Genomic DNA, 17,437 nt, shown 5'->3' on the forward strand with positions numbered 1-17,437 from the left:
CCATCTGAATTCCGATTTTTATAATTGATCCTTAAAGGAGTGCGGCACATGTCAAAAGGGCATTCGCTACAAGACCCTTACTTGAACACTTTACGTAAAGAGAAAGTTGGGGTGTCCATCTATCTGGTCAACGGGATCAAACTGCAAGGCACGATCGAGTCGTTCGACCAGTTCGTCATCCTGCTGAAGAACACCGTCAGCCAGATGGTCTACAAACACGCTATCTCGACAGTGGTGCCGGTTCGTCCGATTCGTCTGCCTAGCGCAACCGAATCCGAAGGCGGTGACGCTGAGCCGGGTAACGCTTGATAGGAGCCTCCTTTGTTCTTTGAGCGCCACGGTGGTGGTGAGCGGACCATTCTCGTTCACTTGGAAGGACAGGACCCTGAGGCGCGCGAAGATCCGCAGGAGTTTCAGGAATTGGCAATTTCGGCCGGCGCCGAGACCGTCGCGTTTTTCAACGTGCCGCGTCATCGGCCAACCGCCAAATTCCTGATCGGCAGTGGCAAGGTCGAGGAGTTGCGCGACCTGGTCAAAGCCGAGCACATCGATCTGGTGATTTTCAATCACATCCTCACGCCCAGTCAGGAACGCAACCTCGAACGTGTCTTCGAGTGCCGCGTGATCGACCGCACCGGGCTGATTCTCGATATTTTCGCCCAACGCGCGCGTACCCATGAAGGCAAGCTCCAGGTCGAACTGGCCCAGCTTGAGCACATGAGCACGCGGCTGGTCCGCGGCTGGACTCACCTTGAGCGCCAGAAAGGCGGTATCGGCCTGCGGGGCCCAGGTGAAACCCAGCTCGAAACCGACCGGCGCCTGCTGCGGGTTCGCCTGCGCCAGATCAAAGGGCGGCTGGAGAAAGTCCGCAGCCAGCGCGAGCAATCGCGGCGCGGCCGCAAGCGGGCCGACATCCCGACGGTTTCACTGGTGGGTTATACCAACGCCGGCAAATCGACCCTGTTCAACAACGTCACCAAATCCGATGTCTATGCCGCCGACCAGTTGTTCGCCACGCTCGACCCGACCTTGCGTCGGCTCGACCTGAGCGACCTCGGGCCCATCGTGCTGGCCGATACCGTGGGTTTCATCCGGCATTTGCCGCATAAGCTGGTCGAGGCTTTCCGGGCTACGCTCGAAGAGTCGAGCAACTCCGACCTGCTGCTGCACGTGATCGATGCCGCCGAACCGGACCGGATGCTGCAGATCGAACAGGTCATGGTGGTGCTGGGAGAGATCGGGGCCCAGGACTTGCCGATCCTCGAGGTATACAACAAACTCGATTTGCTCGAAGGCGTGGAGCCGCAGATCCAGCGCGATGCCGACGGAAAGCCGCAGCGGGTCTGGCTTTCGGCCCGTGATGGCAGTGGCCTGGACCTGCTCAAACAGGCCGTGGCGGAACTGCTGGGCGATGACCTGTTTGTGGGCACCTTGAAGCTGCCGCAGCGTTTTGCCCGGCTGCGTGCGCAGTTTTTCGAGTTGGGGGCGGTGCAGAAAGAAGAACACGACGAAGAAGGCATCTGCCTGCTGGCCGTTCGCCTGCCTCGGTCGGAACTGAACCGGCTGGTCAGTCGCGAAGGGCTCCAGCCGATGGAATTCATCGAGCAACACACTTTGCAATAAAAGCCTGAGAAAGCTGTGTCAGGCATTCTGTAGCATTGGCCGGCGCGCCGTGGGTGCGTCTTTGCTTTATCAGATGGAGAGCGCTATGGCTTGGAATGAGCCGGGTGGCAACTCGAATAACCAGGATCCCTGGGGCGGCAAGCGTCGTAACAACGGCGACCGCAAGGGACCACCGGATCTCGACGAGGCCTTCCGCAAGCTGCAGGACAGCCTGAACGGTTTGTTCGGTGGTGGTAGGAAACGCGGTGACGATGGCGGCAGCCGTCCGGGCAAGGGCGGCGGTTTCGGCCTGCTCGGCATCGGCCTTGTCGTGCTCGCGGCTGTCTGGCTGTACAGCGCGGTGTATGTCGTGGACGAGCAGGAGCAGGCCGTGGTGCTGCGCTTCGGCAAATACTACGAAACCGTCGGCCCGGGCCTGAACATCTATTTCCCGCCGATCGACCAGAAGTACATGGAGAACGTCACGCGCGAGCGTGCCTACTCCAAGCAGGGCCAGATGCTGACCGAAGACGAGAACATCGTCGAAGTGCCGCTGACCGTGCAGTACAAGATCACCAACCTGCAGGACTTCGTGCTCAACGTCGACCAGCCGGAGATCAGCCTGCAACACGCGACTGAAAGCGCCCTGCGCCACGTGGTGGGTTCCACCGCCATGGACCAGGTGCTGACCGAAGGTCGTGAGCTGATGGCCAGCGAAATCAAGGAGCGCCTGCAACGGTTCCTCGATACCTATCGCACCGGTATCACGGTCACCCAGGTCAACGTACAGAGCGCAGCGGCACCGCGCGAAGTGCAGGAAGCCTTTGACGACGTGATCCGCGCCCGTGAAGACGAGCAACGCTCGCGCAACCAGGCCGAAACCTATGCCAACGGCGTTGTGCCGGAAGCCCGTGGTCAGGCCCAGCGCATCATCGAAGATGCCAACGGTTATCGCGACGAAGTGGTTTCCCGCGCCAAGGGTGAGGCTGATCGCTTCACCAAACTGGTAGCCGAGTACCGCAAGGCGCCTGAAGTCACGCGCCAGCGCCTGTACCTGGACACCATGCAGGAAGTCTTCAGCAACACCAGCAAGGTCCTCGTGACCGGCAGCAAGGACGGCCAGAGCAATCTGCTGTACTTGCCGCTGGACAAGATGGTCGAGAGTGGTCGCAACGCCGGCACACCGCCAACCGGCGCGGCGGCAGCCGCCAGCAATGAAGCCAATGCCCGCGCGGCGGCGGACCTGCAGCAACAGCAAGCACGTACCAGGGAGAGTCGCTGATGAGCAATAAATCGCTGATCGCCCTTATTGTCGGCGTCGTCGTGGCGATCGCTGCCTGGAACTGCTTCTATATCGTGGCTCAGACCGAGCGCGCGGTGTTGCTGCAATTCGGTCGCGTGGTCCAGGCTGATGTCCAGCCAGGGCTGCATGTGAAGGTGCCGTACGTTAACAAGGTGCGCAAGTTCGATGCGCGCTTGATGACGTTGGACGCACCGACGCAGCGCTTCCTGACGCTGGAAAAGAAAGCCGTGATGGTCGATGCCTACGCCAAGTGGCGCGTGAAGGATGCCGAGCGCTTCTACACCGCGACCTCTGGTCTCAAGCAGATCGCCGACGAACGTTTGTCCCGTCGCCTGGAGTCGGGCCTGCGTGACCAGTTCGGTAAACGTACCCTGCACGAAGTGGTGTCCGGTGAGCGCGACGCGCTCATGGCAGACATCACCCGCTCGCTGAACGCGATGGCGGAAAAAGAGCTGGGTATCGAAGTGGTCGACGTGCGTGTCAAGGCCATCGACCTGCCGAAGGAAGTGAACCGCAGCGTGTTCGAGCGCATGAGCACCGAGCGTGAGCGTGAAGCCCGCGAGCACCGCGCAAAAGGTAACGAGCTGGCCGAAGGCATCCGTGCCGACGCCGATCGTCAACGCCGCGTGCTGCTGGCCGAAGCCTATCGTGAATCGGAAGAGGTCCGGGGTGATGGTGATGCCCAGGCCGCTGCGATCTACGCCAAGGCCTATGGCCAGGACCAGGAGTTCTACGCGTTCTACCGTAGCCTGCGTGCCTACCGTGAAAGCTTCGCGAACAAATCCGACGTCATGGTCCTGGACCCAAGCAGTGACTTTTTCCATTACCTGGAAAAGGCCAAGCCTTGATGCGACGTTGACCTGAAGCACTCCGCCCGGCGGCTAAAACGTCGGGCGGGGTGATCCTTTGGGAAAACGTGTGTATGATGCGGCAGCCGGGAAATTCCCGGCTTTTTTGCGTCTGCGCGTTCGATTGTGGTTTATACGGTGCAGGCGTCGGGTTGAATGACCCGACAGGTTTTTCGAGGAAAGTGCTTGGCGAGGCCGATCCAGGGCCATTCGTCACGTCGCCCTTGCGCGTTGTTTGCGGTTTTTCGCATGACGCGGGCATTTTCTGCTTCACTCAAGGCCAGCCCGAAAGCTGGCCGCCCGGACCATAGGGGAATGGCGTAATGGCAACGGTAGACCGCTGGCTGCTGCCAGATGGCATCGAAGAAGTACTGCCACCGGAAGCCGCGCGTATCGAAGTAGCGCGTCGGCAGGTGTTGGATCTGTTCCAGAGTTGGGGTTACGAGTTCGTCGTTACCCCGCATATCGAGTACCTGGAATCCTTGCTGACCGGCGCGGGCCAGGACCTGGATTTGCGCACCTTCAAGGTTATCGACCCGCAATCGGGCCGGCAGATGGGCTTTCGGGCCGACATCACGCCACAAGTGGCACGCATCGATGCCCACACCTTGCGCCGCGAAGGCCCGAGCCGTCTGTGCTACGCCGGCAGTGTCCTGCATGCCCAGCCGCGTGCCTTGTCGTCTTCGCGCAGCCCGATCCAGTTGGGCGCCGAACTCTATGGCGACGCCAGCCCAGTCAGTGACGTGGAAGTCATCAGCCTGATGTTGGCCATGCTGCAACTGGCCGACGTGCCGGATGTCCACATGGACCTGGGCCATGTCGGCATCTACCGTGGCCTGGCCCGTGCGGCCGGTTTGTCCGGCGAAGTGGAGCAGCGGTTGTTCGACGCCTTGCAGCGCAAGGCCATCGATGAAGTCATCAGCCTGACCGAAGGGCTGCCGAGCGACCTGTCCGGCATGTTGCGGGCATTGGTGGATCTTTGCGGCGGCCGTGAAGTGCTGGGCGCGGCCCGCGAACGCTTGGCCGGCGCGCCGGCACCGGTGTTGGCGGCGCTGGACGACCTGTTGGCGATTGCCGAGCGTCTGTCGGTGCGTTTCCCTGAGTTGCCGCTGTATTTCGACCTGGGTGAGCTGCGCGGCTATCACTATCACACTGGCGTGGTGTTCGCAGTGTTTGTACCGGGCGTTGGTCAGTCCATCGCCCAGGGCGGTCGCTACGACGACATCGGCGCCGACTTCGGTCGCGCCCGTCCGGCGACCGGCTTCTCTACCGATTTGAAAACCCTGGTGACCCTGGGGCGTGCTGAAATCGAGTTACCGTCCGGCGGTATCTGGATGCCTGACAGTACGGATGCGGCACTCTGGCAGATGGTCTGCCAGTTGCGCAGTGAGGGTCAGCGTGTCGTCCAGGCCTTGCCTGGGCAACCTTTGGCCGCCGCCCGTGAAGCGGACTGCGACCGGCAATTGATTCAGCAGAACGGGCTTTGGCAAGTATTGCCGCTGGCTTCTTGAGTTTTCCTGCCGGCCTGGAGCCGGCACCAAGTTTGCGCGAATGAGGACAAGTGTTATGGGTAAGAATGTCGTAGTCCTGGGCACCCAGTGGGGTGATGAGGGCAAAGGCAAGATCGTTGATCTGCTGACCGAACATGCTGCCGCCGTAGTGCGCTACCAAGGTGGCCACAACGCCGGTCACACCCTGGTGATCGACGGTGAAAAAACCGTTCTGCACCTGATTCCATCGGGCGTGCTGCGCGAAGGCGTGCAGTGCTTGATCGGCAACGGTGTGGTGGTGGCGCCCGACGCCCTGCTGCGGGAAATCATCAAGCTGGAAGAGAAAGGCGTACCGGTGCGCGAGCGCCTGCGCATCAGCCCGTCCTGCCCGCTGATCCTGTCCTATCACGTTGCGCTGGACCAGGCCCGTGAAAAGGCCCGTGGCGAGCTGAAGATCGGCACCACCGGCCGCGGCATCGGCCCGGCCTATGAAGACAAGGTGGCCCGTCGTGGCCTGCGGATCGGTGACCTCTTCCACCGTGAGCGTTTCGCCGCCAAGCTGGGCGAGTTGCTGGATTACCACAACTTCGTGCTGGTCAATTACTACAAAGAGCCGGCCATCGACTTCCAGAAGACCCTGGACGAGTGCATGGAATACGCCGAGTTGCTCAAGCCGATGATGCTCGACGTCACCGCCGAGCTGCACGAGCTGCGCCGCGCCGGTAAGGACATCATGTTCGAAGGTGCCCAGGGCTCGCTGCTGGACATCGACCACGGCACCTATCCGTACGTCACCAGCTCCAACACCACCGCTGGCGGCATCGCCACCGGTTCGGGTTTTGGCCCGATGTACCTGGACTACATCCTGGGCATCACCAAGGCCTACACCACCCGCGTCGGTTCGGGGCCGTTCCCGACTGAGCTGTTCGACGACGTCGGTGCGTTCCTGGCCAAGCGTGGCCACGAGTTCGGTGCAACCACCGGTCGTGCCCGTCGTTGCGGCTGGTTCGACGCCGTCATCCTGCGTCGCGCCATCGACGTCAACAGCATCTCGGGCCTTTGCCTGACCAAGCTGGACGTGTTGGACGGCCTGGAAACCATCAACATCTGCGTGGGTTACAAGAACCAGGACGGCGCTGTCATCGACGCACCGACCGACGCCGACAGCTACATCGGCCTGGAGCCGGTTTACGAGCAGATGCCAGGCTGGACCGAGTCCACCGTGGGTGCCAAGACCCTGGAAGAGCTGCCAGTGGCCGCGCGCAACTACATCAAGCGCGTCGAAGAGTTGGTCGGCGCGCCGATCGACATTATTTCGACGGGGCCGGACCGCAACGAAACCATCGTTCTGCGTCATCCATTTGGCTGATAAGTCGTTGATGTAACAAGCAAAGGGCTCCGTATGGAGCCCTTTGTCGTTTCTGCCTGTCGGGCGGCATGACACTTGCTACGCATCTCCATTAAGGCACCCCTTCCAGGCGTGCCATCAAATTAATGGCGTTTGGTAGAGGGATTTCACGTGTCGGCCGTTCTCTCACTGTTACAAAGCCGTTTGTTGCGGCCTGTTTTCGTTACCCTCGGTATCGCCCTTTTGGTGCAGGTGCTGGTGGCCGTTGCGCTGACCCGAAGCACGGTCACCGCGCTTGAGTCCGACCTGGGCGCGCGCCTGGGCGTTGACAGCCAGAAACTGGCGGGTGAGTTGGAGCAGGCTGGGCGAGAAGTCACCTCCAGCCTGGACAGCTTGTCCACCAGTACCCGCCAGCGATTGACCGCGGGGTTGTCTTCCCGTCTGAAGGAAGAGCAGGCTCAACTGCGTGCGACCCTGGAAAAAGACCTGAGGGATTCCGCCAATGATATGGCGCAGCTTCTGGCCTCGGTCGCGCCCCGGGCAATGTGGGACAGCGACGTGCCCACCCTGTCCGAATTCGCCCGTCGGGCCCAGCGCAATCCCAATGTACTGTTCGTCATCTATGACGACGCCGCAGGGGAACACCTGACTCGCTACCTGAACCGGGAAAATCCGATCAACAAGGCCCTGCTGGAAAAGGGCAAGGGCGATCGGGCGTTGGATAAAGTATTGGATGCGGCGAAGAACGATCCATCGGTTTATTACCTCGAAGCGTCGATCAACCCCAATGGCGTCGAGATCGGCAAGGTGCTGATGGGCGTTTCCACCGCCTCGGTGGAAACCGACCTCAAGGCGCTCGACCAGCGCTTCTCCGCGCTGATTGCCAGCAGCGATCAATTGGTGGGCGACAGCCTCAAGGGCGCGGCTGCCGACAGTGCCGCAGCCATGCGTGGCCGCCTGGGCTCGGCGCAGGCCACCGCCACCGATATGCAGACCAATACCGCCGTCACGGTTCAAGAAGCCGCAGAGACCTTGCGTTGGCGCATCGGCCTGGGCCTGGCGTTGGTAGGGTTGGGCGTGTTGGTGTTGTTGGCCGTGGTGCTGGGGCGTCGGGTGGTCAATCGCTTGAAGTTGTTGATCGCCGCGATGAACGATCTGGCGGCGGGCGAGGGTGACCTGACCAAGCGCGTGCAAATCAACAGCAAGGACGAAATCGGCGACATGGCTTCGGCGGTCAACCGCTTTGTGGATAAATTGCAACCCATCGTGCGCGAGGCGGGCGATGTGGCCCAGCGTACCGGTCAGGAGATCGGCGCGATGACGCTGCGCAACTCGGGCGCCGACGCGGCGGCCGGCATGCAGCGCGATGAAGTGGCCGAGAGCCTGCGTGCGCTGTCGCAGATGGCCGATGAGGCTCAATCGGAAAGCCAGGCGATGCAGGCGGCCTTGCAACAGGTAGCGGAGATCCGTCAGGCCACCGATGAAACCACCCGCACGTCAGCCAAGGTCGGCGGCTTGATCGAAGCGTTGGCCGGGCAGGTCGACACGGGGGCGAAAGTCATCGAACGGCTGGCCCAGCAGAGCGAGCAGATCGAAGTCGTGTTGACGGTGATCCATGGTATTGCCGAGCAAACCAACCTGTTGGCCCTGAACGCGGCCATCGAGGCGGCGCGCGCCGGGGAGACTGGACGCGGCTTCGCGGTGGTGGCGGATGAAGTGCGGGCGCTGGCAAGCAAGACCCAGAGCTCGACGGGCGATATCCAGGCGCACATCGTGGCCTTGCAACAAGGCGCGCGCGAAGCCGTGGCGGCCATCGGCCAAGCGGGACGGCAGGCCAATGAAGGTCTGTCAGTGTTGCGTGACAGCGCGCGGCTGCAGCAGTCGGTGCAGGCGTCGGTCGAGCAGGTTCACGCGGCCATCGGCTTGGCGACTCAAGCAGCCGCGCATCAAGCCCAGGGCGCGCAAGCGGTACGCGGCCGGGTTGAGACCATTCACGCCCAGGCCGAGAAGGCTGCCCAGGCGGTGGTCGAGACCACGGCCAGCGGCAAGGTGCTGGATAAACTGGCGGCGCAGTTGAAGGCCAGCCTGGGTCAGTTCAGGGCTTGATTCGAGGTTGTGGCGGGCCCTTCGCGAGCGGGCTCGCTCCCACAGGTTTATTGCCGTTTACAAAACGGGTGTCCACACCAACTTTGTGGGAGCGAGCCTGCTTGCGAAAGCGGACTCAGCGACTCAGATACATCCGCGTCGTCAGCAAATAGACTGGCAACCCCGACACCAGAATCAACAGCGCCGCATAGGGCGCCGCCGCTGCGAATTCCACATTCGACGTATGTGCCCAGACCGCCGTCGCCAACGTATTGAGTCCGGTCGGGCTCAGCAACAGCGTCGCGGTCAATTCCTTCATTGCATCCAGGAACACCAGGGCGAACGCCGCGCCCAGGGCCGGGAAGATGATCGGCAGGGTCACCCGACAAAACGCACCGAGCGACGAAGCCCCCAACGTCCGCGCCGCTTCTTCCAGTTGTGGGGCGGCCTTGTTCAGCGCCGTACGCACCGGTGCTTGGGCCAGCGGCAGGAACAGCAGCGCATAGGCAATCAGTAGCAGGCCGGAAGTCTGGTACAGCGCGGGCACGTAGTGCAGGGCGAAATACACCAGGCTCAGGGCGATGACCAGGCCCGGCAGCGCGTGCAGCAAGTAGGGCAGGCGCTCGGCCCAGATCGCCAGCCGCCCCTTGTGGCGCACCACCAGCAGGCCCACCGGTACCGCCAATACGAGGCAGAGGGCGGCGCCGCCCAGCGAAAGCGCCAGGGACGACAGCAGCGCTTCGCCGATCTCGCCCGCCGGGAACGCCGCGGAAGTGCCCACGGCCAGCCAATACGCCAGCATTCCCAGCGGGATACCGCTGCCGATGATCGCCAACGCCAGGCAATACAGTTGACCGCAAAGCATCCACCGGCCCAGGCGTACTTGTTCGGCCTGGCGTGCCGCGCCTTGCCCGGTGCGCACATGGCGCCCCTTGCCGCGCACCCGCAGTTCCAGCCACAACAGGACCAGGCACAGCGTCAGCAATACCGCCGACAACATGGCGGCATTGGCGTTACTGAATTCCAGCTCGAATTGTTGATAGATGGCTGTGGTGAAGGTCTGCAGCCCGATGATTGACAGTGCGCCGAACTCCACCAGCATGTGCAGGGCAATCAGCAACGAACCGGCCAGCAGCGAAGGCCAGAGCAGCGGGAGCGTGACGCGAAAGAACACGCCCCAGCGATTTTGCCCCAGGGTGCGGGCAGACTCTTCAAGGGACGGGTCGAGATTACGCAGCGTTGCGGCCACGGGGAGGAAAATCAGTGGGTATTTGGACAGGGTCATCACCAGGATTGCCCCGCCCAATCCCTCGAATTGCGCACTGAGGGATACCCAGGTGAAGCTGCTGACAAACGCCGGCACGGCGAACGGCAGGCACAAGACAACGCCCCAGATCCGACGCCCCGGCAGGTTGCTGCGTTCCAGCAGCCAGGCCAGGGACAGGCCGACGATGCCGCAGGCCAGCGTGACGCCGGCCATCAACGCCAAGGTGTTGCGCAGCAAGCCGAATACATAGGGCCGCCACAACAGATGCAGTGCCTCGGTCCAGCCGGCCTGCCAGGTCTTGGTGACGACGTAGAGCAGTGGCAGCAGGCTCAGCAAAACGAGCAGCAGCACGGGCAGCAGCAACCCGATCGAGGGGCGCTTGCGCCGGGGCACGTAAACCCCGGCTGGAGGAGAGGCGCTCAGCGACGGCGTCATCAGTTCAAGCCGACTTCACGTTCCAGCTCCAATGCTTCTTCGGCGTTACCCAGGTCGGCGGGCGTCACTTTTGGCGGCTCCAGTTCATTGAACGGCTTGAGGCCGCGATCCGACGCCATGCCCTTGTGCAAAGGATATTCGGCGGACGTCTGGGTAATCACCCGCTGCCCCTCCTCGCTGGCCATATAGGCAAGCAACTGTTGGGCCTCCTTGGGGTGTTTGCTGGATTTCAGTGCCGCGGCGCTGGAGACGGTGACCAGGCCACCGGCATCGCCGCCAGTGAAGTAATGCAGCTTGGAATCCAGCTGTCCCTTCTCCCGCTGCAGGGCGAACCAGTAGTAATTGTTCACCAGGACCGTCGCCACTTCACCGTTCTCCACGGCTTTGAGGGCGACCATGTTGTTGCTGTAGACCTTGCCGAACGCACGTAGCCCGGTGAGCCATTCTTCGGCGGCTTCCTTGCCGTGCAATTTGATGATCGCAACGGCTTGTTCCTGGAATGCGCCGCTGGTCGGTACGAAGCCGACCTTGCCTTGCCATTGTGGCTGGGCGAAATCGAGGACGGTTTTCGGCAGGTCCTTTTCATCGATCAGTTTGGGGTTATAGGCAACCACGCGAACGCGAGCGGTCACGCCCATCCAGGAGCCGTTGCTGGCGACATAATCCTTGGGAAGCACGTTGAGGGTCGCATCGTCGATCTTCGCCAGCAGACCTTGTTCACCAAGTTTGTTCAGCGGCGGCGATTCTTCGGTATAGATCACATCGGCCGGGGAGCGGTCGCCTTCCTCGACGACTTGGCTGGCGAGCTGGTTGCTGCTGCCCTTGCGAACGTTGACGTGGATACCGGTCTTGGCTTCGAAGGCCTTGGCCAGTTCATCGCCGACTTCTTTGTGTTGGCCGTTATAGAGTGTCAGTTCAATTTTGTCGGCGGCTTGGGTGAGGGGTGTTGCGAGGGTCAGGCCGAGCAGGGTGCAGGTCAGGGCGCGGCGCAGGGTGGTTCGAAACATCATTCGCGGGGTTCCTCACTGTCGTGTAGCAAAAACTTGTAACAATGATAAACGATATTGTTTCTCATGTGCGTTGTGGCGAGGGAGTTTTCGGGTGCCGGAAACGCAAAAACCCGCTTTCGCGGGTTTCTGTGAGGTTCAAGGTGTATAACCTTGAAGCTTGAATTTGGTGCCCAGAAGAAGACTCGAACTTCCACGACCTTGCGGTCACCAGCACCTGAAGCTGGCGTGTCTACCAATTTCACCATCTGGGCAGCATCTGCAGCGTTGCCGCTGTTGATGTGGCGCACTATACGGAGCGCGTTTTGATCTGTAAACCCCTGTTTTTATTTTGATAATTGCCAAACACATTCCAGGGGCCTGAAACGCAAAAACCCGCTTTCGCGGGTTTTGTGAGGCTGGCAGGCCGTTGACCTGCTGCTCGAAATTGGTGCCCAGAAGAAGACTCGAACTTCCACGACCTTGCGGTCACCAGCACCTGAAGCTGGCGTGTCTACCAATTTCACCATCTGGGCAATATCGGCAACGTCAGTGCGTCGTCGATGGCGCGCACTATACGGAGCGTGTTTTTAACTGTAAACCCCCAGGAACAAAAAAAACGCTAAATTTCACGAGCGGTGCAATCAGGGGCTTCAAAGGCCTGTCGAAAGACTTTAGAAAAGGCATCTGCTGCTTGAAATTTCCCGTTTCATTACGCCTATGCCAAACTAACCCGCATATAGACAAGGTGAAAACTCTCTAATGGCCGATTGGCAGTCCCTCGATCCCGAGGCCGCTCGTGAAGCGGAAAAATATGAAAACCCTATTCCTAGCCGCGAACTGATCCTGGCGCATCTCGCCGATCGGGGTTCGCCTGCTAGCCGTGAGCAGCTGGTCGAAGAGTTCGGCCTGACCACCGAGGACCAGCTCGAAGCCCTGCGCCGCCGTCTGCGTGCCATGGAGCGCGATGCTCAACTGATCTACACCCGGCGTGGCACTTATGCTCCGGTCGACAAGCTCGACCTGATCCTGGGCCGTATCGCCGGTCACCGCGACGGTTTCGGTTTCCTGATCCCCGACGATGGCAGCGACGATCTGTTCATGAGCCCGGCGCAGATGCGCCTGGTGTTCGATGGCGACCGTGCGCTGGCCCGGGTGTCCGGCCTGGACCGGCGCGGGCGCCGTGAAGGCGTGATCGTCGAAGTGGTGTCCCGTGCGCACGAAACCATCGTGGGACGTTATTTCGAGGAAGGTGGCATCGGCTTCGTCGTCGCCGACAACCCGAAGATCCAGCAGGAAGTGCTGGTCACCCCAGGTCGCAACGCCAACGCGCAGATCGGGCAGTTCGTCGAGGTGAAGATCACTCACTGGCCAACCCCGCGCTTTCAGCCTCAGGGCGATGTGGTGGAAGTGGTCGGCAACTACATGGCGCCGGGCATGGAAATCGACGTTGCCCTGCGCACCTACGACATTCCTCACGTCTGGCCTGAAGCGGTCCTGAAAGAGGCCGCCAAGCTCAAGCCGGAAGTCGAAGAGAAGGACAAGGAAAAGCGCATCGACCTGCGTCACCTGCCGTTCGTCACCATCGACGGTGAAGACGCCCGGGACTTCGACGATGCGGTCTACTGCGAAGCCCGGCCCGGCAAGTTGCGCCTGTTCTCCGGCGGCTGGAAGTTGTACGTGGCCATTGCCGACGTTTCCAGCTACGTGAAGCTCGGCTCGGCGCTGGACGCTGAAGCCCAGGTGCGCGGCAACTCGGTGTATTTCCCCGAGCGCGTCGTGCCGATGTTGCCAGAGCAACTGTCCAACGGCTTGTGCTCGCTCAACCCCCATGTCGATCGCCTGGCCATGGTTTGCGAGATGACCATCTCCAAAGCCGGCGAGATGACTGACTACTGCTTTTATGAAGCCGTGATCCATTCCCACGCGCGCCTGACCTACAACAAGGTCAGCGCGATGCTGGAAACGCCGAAGCTGGCCGAGTCGCGCAAGCTTCGTGGTGAATACACGGATGTGCTGCCGCACCTCAAGCAGCTCTATTCGCTGTACAAGGTATTGCTGGCGGCGCGTCACGTACGGGGCGCGATCGATTTCGAAACCCAGGAAACCCGGATTATCTTCGGTACCGAGCGCAAGATCGCCGAAATCCGGCCGACCGTGCGCAACGATGCCCACAAGCTGATCGAGGAATGCATGCTGGCGGCCAACGTCGCTACCGCCGAGTTCCTGAAGAAGCATGAAATCCCTGCCTTGTACCGGGTCCACGACGGCCCGCCGCCGGAGCGCCTGGAAAAATTGCGGGCCTTCCTCGGTGAGCTTGGCTTGTCCCTGCACAAAGGCAAGGAAGGTCCGACGCCGAAGGATTACCAAGCCCTGCTGGCGAGTATCAAGGATCGTCCGGACTTCCACCTGATCCAGACTGTGATGCTGCGTTCTTTGAGCCAAGCGGTGTACAGCGCCGATAACCAGGGCCACTTCGGCCTCAACTACGAGGCGTACACCCACTTCACATCGCCGATCCGTCGCTATCCCGATCTGCTCACGCACCGGGCCATCCGCAGCGTGATCCATTCGAAGATGAACACCCCGCACGTCAAGCGTGCCGGTGCGATGACCATTCCGAAGGCGCGTATCTACCCGTACGACGAAGCGGCTCTGGAGCAACTCGGCGAGCAGTGCTCGATGAGTGAGCGGCGCGCCGACGAAGCGACTCGCGACGTGGTGAACTGGCTCAAGTGCGAGTACATGAAGGATCGCGTTGGCGAGTCGTTCCCGGGCGTGATCACCGCCGTGACCGGGTTTGGCCTGTTCGTCGAGTTGACCGATATCTACGTCGAGGGCCTGGTGCATGTCACCGCGCTGCCGGGTGACTACTACCACTTCGACCCTGTGCATCACCGCCTGGCCGGCGAACGCACCGGCCGCAGCTTCCGTCTTGGCGATACCGTCGAAGTACGGGTGATGCGCGTCGACCTGGATGAACGCAAGATCGACTTCGAGATGGCGGAAAAAACCATCAGCGCACCGATCGGCCGCAAGAAGCGTGGCGCCGAAACCACAGCGCCTGCCGCCAAGACCGCCGCCGAGCCCGCACCGTCCAAATCCGGACGTCGCGGTCCGGCCAAGGAAAAGGCCGGCGAAGCCTATCGTCCGAGCGATGCGGCGGCGAAGAACGCCGAATTGCGTAAGAGTCGCGAAATGAAACAGGCCTTGCTGGCCGAAGCCAAGAGCGGCGGTAAAGCGGCGTCCGGGGGCAAGGCCGGCCGGTCGGCTCCGGAGAAGGCGAGCGGCAAGCCGAGCAAACACCGTAAAGGCCCGCCGAAAGCAGGCTCGGCCCCTGCCAAGAGTGGCGGGGCGCGTAAACCCAAGGCCAAATCATGAGTCAGTTGGAAAAAATCTACGGCGTGCATGCCGTGGAGGCGTTGTTGCGTCACCACCCCAAGCGGGTCAAGCAGATCTGGTTGGCGGAAGGTCGTAGCGACCCGCGGGTCCAGACCTTGGTCGAGCTGGCCGGCGAAAACCGCGTTGCGGTCGGTCAGGCCGAGCGGCGCGAGATGGACGCCTGGGTCGAAGGGGTGCATCAAGGCGTCGTGGCCGAGGTCAGCCCGAGTCAGGTATGGGGCGAGGCGATGCTCGACGAGCTGCTCGATCGCACCGAAGGCGCGCCGTTGTTGCTGGTACTGGATGGCGTGACCGACCCGCACAACCTCGGCGCCTGCCTGCGTTCGGCGGACGCCGCCGGTGCGTTGGCGGTGATCGTGCCCAAGGACAAGTCCGCGACATTGACGCCGGTCGTGCGCAAGGTCGCTTGTGGCGCTGCGGAAGTTATCCCGTTGGTGGCAGTGACCAACCTGGCGCGCACCCTGGAAAAGCTCCAGCAGCGCGGCTTGTGGGTTGTCGGCACGGCGGGCGAGGCCGAGGTCAGTATTTATGACCAGGACTTGACCGGCCCTACCATCCTGATCATGGGCGCCGAAGGAAAGGGCATGCGCCGTCTGACCCGCGAGCATTGCGATTACCTGGTCAAGCTGCCGATGGCCGGCAGCGTCAGCAGCCTCAATGTCTCGGTCGCCACCGGTGTGTGCCTGTTCGAGGCCCAGCGCCAGCGTGGCGCCAAGTCGGCCGCCAAAAAGCCCTGATCCAGACGCGGTCAAAATGTGGGAGCGAGCTTGCTCGCGATGACGGTGTATCAGTGACGGAAATGTCGACTGACACGGCGCTATCGCGAGCAAGCTCGCTCCCACAGTGTTTTGTGTAGGGCCAGGAACGGCGCTGTTCAAATAATCACCAATTGCCTTGCGCCGCCCTCGGCCCTTCTCTACAATTGCGCCCCTTGCTGTGATGGCAGGCACTTATGTGTCTAGCGTCCTCAAGTCCATAAGTGTCATTCACTCCTTGTCTGACCGTTTTTGAGCGGCAGGCTACAACCCGTAAGGAGCATTCATGCGTCATTACGAAATCATCTTTTTGGTCCACCCGGATCAAAGCGAGCAAGTCGGCGGCATGGTTGAGCGTTACACCAAGCTGATCGAAGAAGACGGCGGCAAAATCCACCGTCTGGAAGATTGGGGCCGTCGTCAACTGGCCTACGCAATCAACAATGTTCACAAGGCTCACTACGTGATGCTGAACGTTGAGTGCACCGGCAAGGCCCTGGCCGAGCTGGAAGACAACTTCCGCTACAACGATGCAGTGATCCGTAACCTGGTCATCCGTCGCGAAGAAGCCATCACTGGCCAATCCGAGATGCTCAAGGCTGAAGAAAACCGCAGTGAGCGCCGTGAGCGTCGCGACCGTCCTGAGCATTCTGACAGCGCCGAAGGCGATGACAGCGATAGCGACAGCGACAACAGCGATAACGCTGACGAGTAATCCACGGACCTTTTAAGGAGCCAATCACATGGCACGTTTCTTCCGTCGTCGTAAATTCTGCCGCTTCACCGCTGAAGACGTGAAAGAGATCGATTACAAAGATCTCAACACTCTGAAAGCCTACGTATCCGAGACCGGCAAAATCGTTCCAAGCCGTATCACCGGTACCAAAGCTCGTTATCAGCGTCAGCTGGCCACCGCTATCAAGCGCGCCCGCTTCCTGGCCCTGCTGGCCTACACCGACAGCCACGGCCGCTGAGACCGGGCAGTCGACAAGTAGTAAGGGATTGAATGCATGCGCGCCTTAGCTGACTTCATCATGCGGGGACGTATGCAGGCCACTCTTGTAGTGGCTGGATGTGCGGCATTGCCGTTGTTGTACTGGTTGGGTGCTGCCGCCGGGAGTCTTGTACTCCTGCGGCGCGGATTGAGGGACGCCTTGGGCGTTCTTGCTCTGGGACTTCTGCCAGCCTTGCTCTGGTGGATGTATTCCGCGGACCCGCGTGCAGTCATGGTGCTGCTGGGGTCTTCGGCGCTGGCGTTGGTGTTGCGCGCCAGCGAATCCTGGAACCGCGTGCTGCTGGTCAGCATAGCGATAGGTGTGGTGTTTTCAGTGGTGCTCGGGGTGGCTTTTGCGCCCCAGATCGAGATGCTGTCGCAGGCTTTGATAAAAATCCTGCCCGAGGCGCTCGGTGATCTCTACCAACGGATGTCGGTAGAAGAGCAGGCGCGTTTCGCGTCCCTGATCGCCCCCGTCCTGACCGGACTGATTGCGGCCTTGTTGCAGATCGTCAGTGTGCTGAGCCTGGTTATCGGGCGCTACTGGCAGGCGTTGTTGTACAACCCGGGTGGTTTTGGTCGCGAGTTTCGCGCCATCCGTTTCCCGCTTGGGCTGGCGATGTTGCTGTTGGCGGGCATGCTTCTGGGGCCGAACTTCGGTCCGCAGATGGCAATGCTCACGCCGTTGTGCAGTGTACCGCTGGTCTTTGCCGCCCTGTCCCTGATTCACGGGCTGGTGGCGCAAAAGCGACTGGCCAGATTCTGGCTGGTGGGGTTGTACGTCACGTTGCTGCTGTTCATGCAGCTGATCTATCCGTTGCTGGTGGTCCTGGCCATCGTCGACAGCCTGATTGATTTTCGCGGTCGTATGGCGCCGAAAGACGCCGACAACGCGAACGGTGAAGGTTAAAAGTTAGAGGAT

Annotated in this window: 14 protein-coding genes, 2 tRNA genes and 1 pseudogene; 13 read left to right on the top strand and 4 right to left on the bottom strand. The window is 61.2% G+C overall.

Going from position 1 to position 17,437, the window contains the following annotated elements; all coding sequences use genetic code 11:
• Positions 1 to 48: 48 nt before the first annotated feature.
• The 8 genes and pseudogenes from hfq to J3P76_RS02660 all read left to right on the top strand — a co-directional run bounded on the left by hfq (position 49) and on the right by J3P76_RS02660 (position 8,697).
• Positions 49 to 309: an RNA chaperone Hfq gene (gene hfq, locus J3P76_RS02625; protein WP_003186419.1), complete on the top strand. Its 261-nt coding sequence runs from the start codon at positions 49 to 51 to the stop codon at positions 307 to 309.
• 12 nt (positions 310 to 321) lie between these two features.
• Positions 322 to 1,623 (top strand): ribosome rescue GTPase HflX, encoded by a 1,302-nt coding sequence (hflX, locus tag J3P76_RS02630; RefSeq protein WP_434701460.1) that lies wholly within the window; start codon positions 322 to 324, stop codon positions 1,621 to 1,623.
• Positions 1,624 to 1,708: 85 nt separating this feature from the next.
• On the top strand, positions 1,709 to 2,884 hold the full coding sequence (gene hflK, locus J3P76_RS02635) for an FtsH protease activity modulator HflK (RefSeq protein ID WP_434701461.1): 1,176 nt from the start codon (positions 1,709 to 1,711) through the stop codon (positions 2,882 to 2,884).
• A complete protein-coding gene (hflC, locus tag J3P76_RS02640) occupies positions 2,884 to 3,753 on the top strand; it encodes a protease modulator HflC (protein ID WP_420766191.1) in 870 nt (289 codons plus the stop codon). Before hflK ends, hflC begins: the two co-directional genes overlap by 1 nt.
• Positions 3,754 to 4,076: 323 nt before the next feature.
• Positions 4,077 to 5,264 (top strand): ATP phosphoribosyltransferase regulatory subunit, encoded by a 1,188-nt coding sequence (locus J3P76_RS02645; RefSeq protein ID WP_420766192.1) that lies wholly within the window; start codon positions 4,077 to 4,079, stop codon positions 5,262 to 5,264.
• A gap of 55 nt (positions 5,265 to 5,319) precedes the next feature.
• On the top strand, positions 5,320 to 6,612 hold the full coding sequence (locus tag J3P76_RS02650) for an adenylosuccinate synthase (RefSeq protein ID WP_039592540.1): 1,293 nt from the start codon (positions 5,320 to 5,322) through the stop codon (positions 6,610 to 6,612).
• A gap of 1,125 nt (positions 6,613 to 7,737) precedes the next feature.
• Positions 7,738 to 7,791: pseudogene (locus tag J3P76_RS02655) on the top strand (hypothetical protein); the annotation flags it as partial.
• A 201-nt stretch (positions 7,792 to 7,992) separates the two neighbouring features.
• Positions 7,993 to 8,697 carry a methyl-accepting chemotaxis protein gene (locus tag J3P76_RS02660; protein ID WP_420766316.1) on the top strand — a complete coding sequence of 235 codons (705 nt, stop codon included), beginning with the start codon at positions 7,993 to 7,995 and terminating at the stop codon, positions 8,695 to 8,697.
• 115 nt (positions 8,698 to 8,812) lie between these two features.
• Here the strand turns inward: J3P76_RS02660 and J3P76_RS02665 are convergent, their stop codons facing one another.
• The 4 genes from J3P76_RS02665 to J3P76_RS02680 all read right to left on the bottom strand — a co-directional run bounded on the left by J3P76_RS02665 (position 8,813) and on the right by J3P76_RS02680 (position 11,900).
• A complete protein-coding gene (locus J3P76_RS02665) occupies positions 8,813 to 10,378 on the bottom strand; it encodes an ABC transporter permease (RefSeq protein ID WP_434701462.1) in 1,566 nt (521 codons plus the stop codon).
• A complete protein-coding gene (locus J3P76_RS02670) occupies positions 10,378 to 11,388 on the bottom strand; it encodes an extracellular solute-binding protein (protein ID WP_434675793.1) in 1,011 nt (336 codons plus the stop codon). Before J3P76_RS02670 ends, J3P76_RS02665 begins: the two co-directional genes overlap by 1 nt.
• Positions 11,389 to 11,552: 164 nt before the next feature.
• Positions 11,553 to 11,639: transfer RNA gene (locus tag J3P76_RS02675), tRNA-Leu, on the bottom strand.
• A gap of 174 nt (positions 11,640 to 11,813) precedes the next feature.
• A tRNA-Leu gene (locus tag J3P76_RS02680) sits at positions 11,814 to 11,900 on the bottom strand.
• A 226-nt stretch (positions 11,901 to 12,126) separates the two neighbouring features.
• On the opposite strand from J3P76_RS02680, the gene rnr reads away from it, so the two are divergent.
• The 5 genes from rnr to J3P76_RS02705 all read left to right on the top strand — a co-directional run bounded on the left by rnr (position 12,127) and on the right by J3P76_RS02705 (position 17,425).
• Positions 12,127 to 14,745, top strand: a complete 2,619-nt coding sequence (gene rnr, locus J3P76_RS02685; protein WP_434608075.1) for a ribonuclease R — start codon at positions 12,127 to 12,129, stop codon at positions 14,743 to 14,745.
• Positions 14,742 to 15,503 (top strand): 23S rRNA (guanosine(2251)-2'-O)-methyltransferase RlmB, encoded by a 762-nt coding sequence (gene rlmB / locus J3P76_RS02690; protein ID WP_434560962.1) that lies wholly within the window; start codon positions 14,742 to 14,744, stop codon positions 15,501 to 15,503. Before rnr ends, rlmB begins: the two co-directional genes overlap by 4 nt.
• Positions 15,504 to 15,807: 304 nt before the next feature.
• On the top strand, positions 15,808 to 16,236 hold the full coding sequence (rpsF, locus tag J3P76_RS02695; RefSeq protein ID WP_420766197.1) for a 30S ribosomal protein S6: 429 nt from the start codon (positions 15,808 to 15,810) through the stop codon (positions 16,234 to 16,236).
• A gap of 28 nt (positions 16,237 to 16,264) precedes the next feature.
• On the top strand, positions 16,265 to 16,495 hold the full coding sequence (rpsR, locus tag J3P76_RS02700; RefSeq protein WP_002551829.1) for a 30S ribosomal protein S18: 231 nt from the start codon (positions 16,265 to 16,267) through the stop codon (positions 16,493 to 16,495).
• A 36-nt stretch (positions 16,496 to 16,531) separates the two neighbouring features.
• Positions 16,532 to 17,425 carry a hypothetical protein gene (locus J3P76_RS02705; RefSeq protein ID WP_420766198.1) on the top strand — a complete coding sequence of 298 codons (894 nt, stop codon included), beginning with the start codon at positions 16,532 to 16,534 and terminating at the stop codon, positions 17,423 to 17,425.
• Positions 17,426 to 17,437: the final 12 nt, after the last annotated feature.

Source organism: Pseudomonas sp. D1-36 (assembly GCF_051132205.1).
In the GTDB taxonomy this organism is placed as follows: Bacteria; Pseudomonadota; Gammaproteobacteria; order Pseudomonadales; family Pseudomonadaceae; genus Aquipseudomonas.